The organism is Clostridium sp. HCP1S3_C6, assembly GCF_052066735.1.
GTDB lineage: Bacteria > Bacillota > Clostridia > Clostridiales > Clostridiaceae > Clostridium.
The window spans coordinates 1-11,325 of record NZ_JBQHRN010000048.1 but is presented as its reverse complement, the minus strand read 5'-3'; the positions used below and the strand labels follow the sequence as shown (position 1 = coordinate 11,325).

Genomic DNA, 11,325 nt, shown 5'->3' with positions numbered 1-11,325 from the left:
TTCTTCTGTATAACTTTTTACTTTCCTTCCCATCTGTAGACACTTCCTTTATTTCTTTTATTATATCACTTAAAAAAACTACATGTCCGTGTCTACACTTCTATACTAACATCACTGGCAAAGCAAAATATAGTGGCTTCAAGAAGAAAAATACGTGAAATAATGAATAAATATAGATTGATTTCGAATTATACTGTAAAGCAATATAAAGTACATAAATCTAAATGTAATGAAGAGAAAATTGATAATATAGTTCAAAGAGAATTTAATGATAGAGAAGATTTAGAAATAGTAGTAAGTGATTTAACATATGTTAATGTTTCAGGAAAATGGCATTATATATGCTTATTAATCAACTTATTCAATAGAGAAATTGTGGGATATTCTGCAGGCCCTAATAAAGATGCTAAGCTGGTATATAAGGCATTTATGAATTCTACAATTAATCTAAAAAAGGTGAAGATATTTCATACAGATAGAGGAAATGAATTTAAAAATAAAATTATTGATGAAATTCTTGATACTTTTGAAATAAAAAGATCTCTAAGTAAAAAGGGTTGTCCTTATGACAATGCCGTTGCAGAAGCTGTATATAAAATAATAAAAACAGAATTTGCATTTGATAGAATTTTTAACAATTTAGAGGAACTTAAATTAGAACTTAGAAGTTATGTATTGTGGTACAATAACAAACGCATTCACAGTTCATTAAATTATATGACGCCAGTTGAGTATAGACTTGCAAATATGATCGAATAAAAATTGTATTAAAAAATGTTGACAATCCAATTAATAAATGTTTGTACTTTTTGGTCTAAAACTATTTGCACATACATATATCGTGAATAACTCAATGTCATTACAAAAATCCAAGCTTTCTTCTTTTTTCCATTAATATTTAAAAGTCCAATATAACCAAAATCCACTTGAGCTTCTTCACCAGGTTGAGTATTAAGAACCATATCTATTAAGCCCCTATAATTATTTGGACAAAGGATATTGGTATAAGTTATACTAAATATAGTAATTATTGGAGGTAATTTATGAAAGGAAAAACTTATTCAGAAGAATTTAAAAATCAGATATTACAGGAGGTAAAAGAAGTAGGGAATGTTTCTTTAGTTGGAAGAAAACACGGAATATCTACTAGTACAATTTTTACTTGGATAAGCAAATCAAAGAATAAAGATAAAATAAAAGTAAAACCAGGTAGAAAAGCTTTAATTGAGGGAAAGAATAAAGAAAATGAGATAAATGAAGTTACTCAAGAGAATGATAAATTAAAGAAAATATTAGGAGAAAAAGATTTAGAAATAGCTATTCTTAGAGATTTACTAAAAAAAGCAAACCCTCAATTAAAGATAAAATAGAAGTTGCTAATAAATATATAAATGCTGGATATTCTATATCGTTAGTTTTAAAGATAATTAAACTTAGCAGGTCGACGTATTATTATAATATGAATTATAAAGTTAAAGATGAAGATAGAATAAAGCGTACTGGGCGTAAGCCAGTTGGATATTCAATTACTAAAGATAAGAAAAAAATATGTGATGATGAAATTAAAGATTTCATTATAGAGTCTATAAATGGTGATGCTCAATATTACGGATATAGAAAAATAACTCATTATTTAAGACGTACTTATAATTTAATAATTAATTTCAAAAAGGTGTACAGGCTTTGCAAAGAGCTAAATATACTTAAAGATCAAAGAAAAACACATCCTAAATGTAAAAGGATATTAGCATCTAATAGAACAGTTACTGCTTCAAATCAGGTATGGGAAATTGATATAAAATATGGGTATGTTCAAGGAGAAGATAAATTTTTCTATACCTTGAATGTTATAGATGTATTTGATAGAAGTATTATAGATTATCATATGGGATTACACTGTGAAGGAAAAGACGCTGCCGCCCTAATAAGACGTTGTCTTATTAAGCGTAATCTATTTATAGAAAATGTAACACGCCCCGTAATAAGAAGTGATAATGGGCCACAATTTATTAGTCACATATTTGAAGAAACTTGTGCTGAACTACATATTGAACATGAAAGAATACCTGTTAAGACACCTAATAAAAATGCTCATATTGAGTCTTTTCATAGGATTTTAGAGGATGAATGTTTTAAAATAAATGAATTTCAAACTTATGCAGAAGCTTATAAAATAGTTAATGATTTCATGAACTTTTACAATGAAAGAAGATTACATTCAAGTTTAAGGTATATGCCGCCAAGGGAATTTTATACCCTTTATCTTGGAGAGCATCTAGAAAAAATAAGTATAAAAATATAAAGTTAAGAAAAGCTTAGAATTAAATAGATTTTGTCCAATATAAAGGGGTTAATCCGATATCGGTGCCTTCAGTATTGATGAAACAGTTAAATCTAATTTTACTTCCATTATACAATGAAAAAAGACAATTAATAACATTCCACAAATTCGCAGTAGTTCAAAATTTGATTTTCTTATATTTTGTTCCATTTTATCCTCCTCCATAGAATATTAGCATAAAATTAATAAATACTAATTTTATCAACAAAGGGTGTAATAAAATTAATAAACCAATGGCTACATAAATAATATATTTTATAAACGAAATATGATACTAAATATATAATAATTGCACTGCCTAACTGATGCAATATTAAAATAAATAACCTTCCATTAATAAAATCTTCAATCAATATATGTTTCATAAATATACCATGAAATAAATAGCATGTAAAAGAAGCCATTGCTAATTTATTTACAATCATATTTTTAAATTTAATATTAATAAAAAATAGCATTACAAACATAGCCATAAAAATTACTAATGGATTATTATAATTCCATGTTATTGTTTTTTCAAAACCTAATCTATGTTCAGTAATGGATAATAAATAAAGCAAAACAAAACACATCACTATTCCAACTCCAGCTTTAATTCTTGATATAAATATATTATTTAATCGGATGTACGCTCCTAAAAAATATATCAATACAAAATTTACTATGCAGTATCCATATTGGCTACCAAACATTCCCACCGTACTTAATCCTTCTATAGTCCCCCCACATATATTTTCCAACAAGTCAACCAAAATTGTCCAAAATGAAAATAATAAAAATAACAAAACAATTAGCTTTTTGAATTTCTCTTTGTTTAATTTTTGAACTAATTCATTTATATATGGACTAATTATATACAAAACAGAATATAAAATAACAAAATAGTTCACAGGAAGCAATTGTCTTAAAAAAGATTTTAATACAAAAGTATTTCCATCTATTACAATATCCTTAATATAAAAAAACAAATTAAATGCTATTACTTGAATAATTAATTCTATAACCTTAATAAGCTTTCGTTTTTGCGTAAATGATAAAAAATATGCTGAAATCATAATAAAAAGATTAACAGCGCAAATAAATAGATTTTCTGTAAAATATAAATAATATTGATTAACACTTCCATTTATTACATATTTAAATCCACCACCAATTTCACTGTTATTATAATGTAAAATAATAACTCCTATCATTGTAATAATTCTTAATAATTCTATTGCTGAGTTGCGTTCTATATTTTTATTATTCATGCACATTTTGTCTCCCCTTTACTTTTATCAATTAAAAGTTTATTAACACTAAACTTCTCATGTATGTTTATATAAAATTTTCTCTCAAGAATTTAATCATACAATCTAACATAATATACAATTCTGTATTTTTAACTACAATACCAAATTAATTTTTTATTCAACTCAACAGAATACATATTTTGTAATTTGTTAGGTACATCTTGTATTCTTTTATATCCATTTTTATCATAGAACTTAATTGCCCTCACATTCTCCTTTGCAACACACCAATATATATTTTTTATTTTTAATTCATCATGCCCAATTCTCATTATTTCTTTCATTGCATATCTAGAAAACCCCTTTCCCATGGCACAAGAACGAACTGTAATAGCAAATTCTGCTATGCTATTTATTTCATCTATATGTTTTAAACTAACTGTTCCCATATATTCATCAGAATCATCCACTATAGCCAAATTAAAATCACCAACATTATTTTTACTAACATCAATAAACTCATAGCAATTCTGTATAGTTTTGGACATGAAATCAGTATTTAAATTTTTTATCACATTTTTATCATGCATCCATTCATACATATATTCAGCATCTTTCTTCTTTAATTCACGAAGTTTCATAATTATCCTTTACCTTCCTCATTCATATTTTTTTATTTTAGATTTAATCAATCTACAATAACATTTAGAATATTCGTTAATTATAAAGTATATTTTGCTTTTCTCATTTTGAGTAAGTCTACATTTTAAATCAAAAACAGATTTGTAAATTTGAGTTATGTATATACTGTATATGAAGTTAGCAACTAATTGTAGAATTATTCCTACCTTTAAACAATTTTATAATTTCGAATCAAGAACAAAAAAACATATCAAACAAACTTCACTCATATGTAATTAAACCTTTTATTAATTTTTTTTGCTATTTTTAAGTAATTCCTGTGCAATCTTATTTTCTGGTGATTCCATTGATTCTTTAAATAATTCTGGAATTAATTTAATTCTAGTCTCTTTCAAAGGATCTTCTCCTTTATACAACATTTTCAAACAGGAAATCAGTTCATTTTCATCATGAATTATATACATTCCTTTCATCATCTTCTCCATATCATCTGTTACTTTTAAAAACATATTTGAAACACAAAACATGATAGGTTTCCCTGTCAAAAAGTATTCTGGAATAACAGATGATAAATCTGTAATAAGTAAGGACGAATTCCAAAAAGTTGCTGTATACTCACTCTCCGTATCTAATTGAACATTACTTCTCTGTATACAATTATTTTTAAATGTATTAATATCATCTAATGTCATCTCACCAGTTTTTAAAAAATTTTCAAACATCAAAGGATGTGGTCTAAATAAAAAGTCAATTTTTTTATTTGAATCTGCATAATCAAGCAATATTTCATGATACTTAAAAAAATTACTTCCACCTAATTTTTTATCAGTAGACCATCTTGGTGTCCAAATTACTCGATATGAATTACTTGAAAAATTCCAAGAATCACTTTTTTCATTCTTCTTAGAAATAAAATTTGATAATACCGGAAGTCCACAGCATACTGCCTTTTGATATCCAAGTGCAATATTGTACTTAAAGCAATTGTCAAAATAATTTTTCGTTTCCTGAGACTCAGCAAAATAACAATAAGTATTACTGTAAAAGTCAAAGTTAATTGTTGTCTTTATATTATCCTTTGTTATACTTATACCATACATAAGACTACATATTTTCATATATTTGCTTAGAATTTCACTATGATATTCCTTTGGCATAAATATATTATATGGTCGTGTATAAAAAATATAATGTAGCCCATAGTTTTTTATATCTAACCATTCATCACGTGCAACTAATGTATTAATAGCATCATACCCTTTATTAATAAAATATTCATAGGTATCGTTCTCTGCTTCTGGATTATCTAATACATTATTATGAATTCCATATGGTACACAAAAAATATATGGTTCAAAATTATCATTATGAAGCATATATTTATAAATTGATTCAAATTTATTCCAAGCCGGTATATATTGACATAAAAAACCAACTTTAATCACCTTGGAATCTCTTTGTATCTTACTTTCTTCTATAAAATTTTTTTTTGCATTTAATATACTTCTTTTTTTTACTAACATATGGTGCATATTCATTAAGAATGTATTCTTCATAATAATTTCTTTTATCAACATTGTATCTCCTCATCTCCACATACTAAAAATCATCATTATTTATCTTTTATTTTTTTGTAAACTTCAATAAATAAATTTCTCTTTAATAAAAAGACCAAAAAAACAATAATAGTAATAATAATCCTAATCAAAAAATAATCATACAACACAACTCCCAAAAAACCTATAATCATAAACCCAACAAATAGCATAATAAGTTTTTTTACATCAAACATATCTTGTTTTAAATTACGCTTTTTTAAGATTTTCAATAAAGCAATGTAATTACATATTGCAAAAATAATATAACTAATCAAAGTTGCATAACCTGCAGCCACAAAACCAAATATAGGAATAAACAATGCATTTAAAACAATGTTTACTACTGCAGCACCAATTGAAGCATATATTAAGTCTTTCTTTTCTTGATAATAAAATTCCACATTAATTGATAATTGAGAATAAAATAATAGTAATAAGCTCATAGCAACTGATGGTACTACCCATACTGCTGGTTCATATTGTTTTCCTGCTAATATTACTATTACTTCAGGTGCAAACCAAATAATGATTAGTAAAAGTATTGCCATGAAACCAGCTATAACAATAGCTACTTTTCTATTTTCAGATTGTTGATTTTTTTCAATTTTTTCATACTGCCACGGAACATATGAATTATTAATAGCATTAAGAACAAAAGTCAAAATCATTGCGAAATTATATGCTACACCATATAACGCCGCATCACTATTTCCAGTTATTTTACTTATCATAATTCTATCACTTTGATTAAATATTATCTGTGACAAATAGTATGCTAATAATGGAATATTAAAGCCAAATGCATATTTCCAAAATTTACCACAATACAATTTCTTACCCCTATGAATATTCATTAAGAAAATTATAAGGCCAAAAATAAATGTGGTAATAACCCCACCCAATATACGTGCATATCCTTTTTGTGTTGAATTTATAACAAATATATATGATAGTATAGGCGAAATTATAGACATAATAAGTGTAATTCCAATAACACTTTTATATTTATATTCAAATCTTTTTTTGCCACTCCACAATTGTATAGCAAGAGTAGCCAATTGCTCCATAACCATTACAATCACCAAAAAAGTAGGCAATCCTAATAATTTATTCCAATAGTTTCGAAATGGCAAGTACCCTACCAAAAATACACATGATAATGCTAAACATATACCTTGAATTGAAGATATATATTTATCTCTTTCGTCCTTATATTTAACCATTGCCGTAGAAAAAGAACCATATGCCAAATTTAATGTAATAAATATTGATAAAAAACTAGCCCAAGAATAATATAACGTTGCTTCTCCATATTCTTCTGTTGTTAACATCCTAGTAAATAGCGGCAATGTAATAAAAGACAAAGACCTTTGAACAATACTACATAGAGCATATGATGTAGATGCTTTCACAGTAATAGGCATACTATTCCATTTTTGTTTTAACTTACTTATCATATTTAACTATCGCCTCTCACTCTAAATAAAATAAAAATAAATTTTCGTTTTCCTAATGCCTCATATTAAAAAAACCCCTTATAAATTTGTAATACTATACTTTGATTTTTTTAGTTTATTTATTACTTTAAATATCACTCTTGAAACAAAACTCATCACCAATAACCTATATATTACAATTTTATGTCTTATTGTACAAGAATCAAAAACACTTAACTTATATAAATAATTGTTTGGATAATTTGATTCAGTGCTAAAGTACTTAGAATATTTCTTTAACCTTAGTTGATTCTATAATTAAAAAACATACCATATTGGATTCTTAAAACTTGATAAAGCACTAAAATAATACCTTCCCATATTACCAACATCTTAAAATTCTAACAGATATCTCTTTATATTATTTCTAAAAGCAAATGAAGAAATATGAACATAACAACCACTCCAAAAAGTCGCATTAGAATGCTGATACTCTTGTTTTACTAATGTTTTTTTGTTATAACTCCAAAACTTTGTAAAATCTGAATAACAAGCAACATATTGTGAATTATTATCTAAAAATTGAATTTGCTTACTAAACTTATTTCTATCACAAAAGAAATCATCTCCAGATAATATCATTAAATATTGTCCTTTTGCAATATCTAATCCCTTCTTAATAATATTTGATACTCTTATTGATGGAATAACATCTTTTATATTACTTCTATCCATTATAAAATACTTAATAACATTAGGATATTTTTCAACATAACTTTTAATTACAGAAATACTTCCATCCGATGATCCGTCATCGCCTATTATAATTTCAAATGAATCCACAAAATTTTGATTTAAGCAACTTTCAATAGCCTCAGATATATATTCTTTTTCATTATAAGAAATAACTATTATAGATAATTTCAAGCAATACCACCTCATACTCTTTATTTGTGAATCAAAGTTAGACAATTAGTAAAGAAGAATTTTTTTGCTTAAAATATAACGATATCTCTATTCAACATCTTCTTTATAATCAAATTCTTTAATTTAAAATTATTTATGAAAATAAATTAATTGCCTTAATTACATATTCTATCTGTTCATCGGTCATTCCATAATACATTGGCAAACTCAGCTCGGTGGAACTAATTTCCTCAGCAATCATAAGTTCACCATGTTTAATATTTAAATCTGAATATGCTTCTTGTTGATGTATTGGAATTGGATAATGCTTATTTGTAGAAATACCGCATTCCTCTAAATATTGTGCAAGCTCATCTCTTCTATCACATCTTACTGCAAATATATGCCATACTGGATTACAATCCGGTGAAACGTAAGGTAATGTAATTAATGAATTATTAATTTCATTAATATATCTTGCTGCAATCCTACGTCTTTCTTTATTCATTTTATCTAAATGTGGCAATTTTGCAGATAAGAAAGCAGCTTGCATTTCATCTAATCTTGAATTGTTACCTTTCAAAATATGATGATACTTATAGTCAGACCCATAGTTACCTAGTTGACGCACTTTATCGGCAATTTCTTTATTATCAGTTATAACTGCACCAGCATCTCCTAATGCTCCTAGATTCTTACCTGGATAAAAGCTAAAACCTGCAGCATCTCCAAAACTTCCAACTACTTTTCCTTTATATGTTGCTCCATGGGATTGTGCACAATCTTCCACAACTAGCAAATTGTATTTACTTGCAATTTGCAAGATAGGATCCATATCACAAGCTTGTCCATATAAATGAACCGGCATGATTACTTTTGTCCTATTAGTAATTTTCTCTTCAATTTTACTAGGATCTATATTGTATGTTCTAATATCCGGCTCCACAAACACAGGTGTAGCTCCAACATACGTAACAGCTAATGCAGTAGCAATATATGTATTAGAAGGCACAATCACTTCATCTCCTGCTTTTATATTCAAAGCTTTTAATGCAAGCATTAAAGCATCTAGACCATTTCCTGTACCTACACAAAATTTACTATTACAATATTTAGCAAACATTTTTTCAAATGCTTCATCTTCTTTTCCATCAATATACCAACTATTGGTATATACACGTTCAAATGCTGCACGCAAATCTAAATCTAATTCTTTTTCCATAGGTTTAAATGAAACAAATGGTATTTTCATATCCTTCCCCTCCATCTTATATCAACATGTTATTATTTTAGTATTATTTTTTTGAGGATGATCTTCTATATATTTTATAAATTCATCGTAATTTCTTATATAATCATTCTCATCATACAATTCGGATGCTAAAACCATAAGTACGGCATCAGAAGAAAAATCAAACATTTCTCTCCACATTGCATTAGTAACATATAGCCCCTCATATGGTTTTTCTAATGGAACTATTTTTTTTTCTTTACCATTATCCAAACGAATCTTGCAACTTCCATGGATACAAATTAAAATCTGTTGTAATGATTTATGTGCATGATATCCACGTGTTACACCCTCTGCTGTATCGTACATATAATATACACGTTTAATTTTAAAAGGTATGTCCTTAAATTCCTCTAAAGCAACCAATTGACCACGATCATCACCATGTGGTTGAAATACATATTTAATTACTTGCATTTATACTCCTCCCTTAATTGTCTTAACCATCTTTCTGGAATATATCCAGATGTAAGTCTTGATTTTAATTATGCTCTAATTTTTAACAAAAGTAAACCTCTTACTCTCAGGTATTTAAGATATTCTTGTGTTAACATATATTTTGGGCAAGCTTCGTAAAATTAATAGTTTTAATAATTTATTTTCTCCAAAAGTTGATATACCTATCCTAACCTCATATATTATTGTAGCATGTGTGTAAAACCCTACTTTTCATTTCAGTATATCATAATACGTAGGTAATTATCTTCTGCATATTTAGCTTTTCCCTTTAATAATTCTATATACTTACACAAAATATTTTTCCGAACTAAAATTTCAGCTCCTAGAAAAACCATAAGCTGTTGCTCTATCATATTATCTATTTTTCATTTATATGTATTATATCTAATTGCGATATTTCTGTAATTGGAGTATACATTTCTTTACAATACTTATCCAACCATTTTTTTGTTATATTGTTATAATCCATCTTTAACAACTCATTACATATATCTTTTGAAAAACGATAACGAATTACTTTTGCTGGAACGCCTGCAACAATTGCATAAGGAGGGACATTTTTAGTAACTACAGAACCTGCTGCAATAATAGCTCCCTGACCAATCTCCACTCCAGATAATATTATAGCTCTATAGCCTATCCAAACGTCATCATGTACCAAAATATCTCCTTTAGATTGTCCTTCAAATTTCTCAGAATGCAATATCTTTACCTTAAATGGAAATGTAGAGATACAATTTGTTGCATGATCTGCACTTAATAAAAAACATACTTCTGGTGCAATGGAACAATAATTTCCAATTGTAAGCATTTGGTTTTTATTGAATGTCAATACATATAATGGGCCATATGTTTCTTTTCCAACATTAACACATTCAATATTGAATTGACACGTTGGAAATGTACTATTATGATTATTAATACTTCTCCATTTTTTTTTAAATCTATAATACTTCCATTTAGACTTTAACAATCGTAAAACATCATTTATCAAGATATTTTCTCCTTTCACAAATTCACATTAATCTATGATTAACTGCTTTTATAAATATATTAGTTACCTTTTGGGGCATAATCTTCCTACTACACCTATAAGAATAACATCCTGAGGATTTCACAATTTGGTTTTATCATATAAGTTTTCTTTATTTAAACCATATTCTTGTATATCAATACCATTAAAAATAACTTTTAATTTATTTAATGAGCATATTTTTTATTAACTGCTGAATTATTTTCAATTTCAGAAATACAAATTACATTATTGCAAAATACTATAATTACTTTTTGCAACATAATATACATATATTCAGACCTGAAAGGTAAATTTTTTTATCTGACCATTTTTTTCTGTAAATTTAACTTTTTTATTTTAATTCACATTTTTGCTATGTTTTTATGAAATTATCCACAATTATAT

The 11,325-nt window shown here is 26.6% G+C and carries 10 protein-coding genes and 2 pseudogenes; 3 read left to right on the top strand and 9 right to left on the bottom strand.

Annotation, left to right across the window (positions count from 1 at the left end; all coding sequences use genetic code 11):
• Nucleotides 1–102: 102 nt before the first annotated feature.
• Nucleotides 103–759 (top strand): annotated as a pseudogene (locus ACTNAO_RS12185) (IS3 family transposase); the annotation flags it as partial.
• Between the two features lie 11 nt (nt 760–770).
• Here ACTNAO_RS12185 and ACTNAO_RS12180 read toward each other — a convergent pair.
• Nucleotides 771–962: pseudogene (locus ACTNAO_RS12180) on the bottom strand (IS21 family transposase); the annotation flags it as partial.
• A gap of 81 nt (nt 963–1,043) precedes the next feature.
• On the opposite strand from ACTNAO_RS12180, the gene ACTNAO_RS12175 reads away from it, so the two are divergent.
• Both ACTNAO_RS12175 and ACTNAO_RS12170 read left to right on the top strand, forming a co-directional pair.
• A complete protein-coding gene (locus tag ACTNAO_RS12175) occupies nt 1,044–1,370 on the top strand; it encodes a transposase (protein WP_441029645.1) in 327 nt (108 codons plus the stop codon).
• Complete coding sequence (locus ACTNAO_RS12170) at nt 1,355–2,302, top strand: IS3 family transposase (protein ID WP_441048075.1); 948 nt, start codon at nt 1,355–1,357, stop codon at nt 2,300–2,302. Before ACTNAO_RS12175 ends, ACTNAO_RS12170 begins: the two co-directional genes overlap by 16 nt.
• Before the next feature lie 221 nt (nt 2,303–2,523).
• On the opposite strand, the gene ACTNAO_RS12165 is transcribed toward ACTNAO_RS12170, so the two are convergent.
• From ACTNAO_RS12165 to ACTNAO_RS12130, 8 genes are all read right to left on the bottom strand, one after another.
• Complete coding sequence (locus ACTNAO_RS12165) at nt 2,524–3,591, bottom strand: acyltransferase family protein (protein WP_441029453.1); 1,068 nt, start codon at nt 3,589–3,591, stop codon at nt 2,524–2,526.
• Nucleotides 3,592–3,722: 131 nt separating this feature from the next.
• Nucleotides 3,723–4,214 (bottom strand): GNAT family N-acetyltransferase, encoded by a 492-nt coding sequence (locus ACTNAO_RS12160; RefSeq protein ID WP_441029450.1) that lies wholly within the window; start codon nt 4,212–4,214, stop codon nt 3,723–3,725.
• Nucleotides 4,215–4,502: 288 nt separating this feature from the next.
• Nucleotides 4,503–5,792 (bottom strand): CDP-glycerol glycerophosphotransferase family protein, encoded by a 1,290-nt coding sequence (locus tag ACTNAO_RS12155; protein WP_441029447.1) that lies wholly within the window; start codon nt 5,790–5,792, stop codon nt 4,503–4,505.
• A gap of 35 nt (nt 5,793–5,827) precedes the next feature.
• Nucleotides 5,828–7,270 carry a lipopolysaccharide biosynthesis protein gene (locus tag ACTNAO_RS12150; RefSeq protein WP_441029444.1) on the bottom strand — a complete coding sequence of 481 codons (1,443 nt, stop codon included), beginning with the start codon at nt 7,268–7,270 and terminating at the stop codon, nt 5,828–5,830.
• 372 nt (nt 7,271–7,642) lie between these two features.
• Nucleotides 7,643–8,176 carry a glycosyltransferase family 2 protein gene (locus ACTNAO_RS12145; protein ID WP_441029441.1) on the bottom strand — a complete coding sequence of 178 codons (534 nt, stop codon included), beginning with the start codon at nt 8,174–8,176 and terminating at the stop codon, nt 7,643–7,645.
• 133 nt (nt 8,177–8,309) lie between these two features.
• Nucleotides 8,310–9,407 (bottom strand): DegT/DnrJ/EryC1/StrS family aminotransferase, encoded by a 1,098-nt coding sequence (locus ACTNAO_RS12140; protein WP_441029438.1) that lies wholly within the window; start codon nt 9,405–9,407, stop codon nt 8,310–8,312.
• A gap of 21 nt (nt 9,408–9,428) precedes the next feature.
• Complete coding sequence (locus ACTNAO_RS12135) at nt 9,429–9,863, bottom strand: sugar 3,4-ketoisomerase (protein WP_441029435.1); 435 nt, start codon at nt 9,861–9,863, stop codon at nt 9,429–9,431.
• Nucleotides 9,864–10,263: 400 nt separating this feature from the next.
• Nucleotides 10,264–10,899 (bottom strand): CatB-related O-acetyltransferase, encoded by a 636-nt coding sequence (locus tag ACTNAO_RS12130; protein ID WP_441029432.1) that lies wholly within the window; start codon nt 10,897–10,899, stop codon nt 10,264–10,266.
• Between the last annotated feature and the right edge of the window lie 426 nt (nt 10,900–11,325).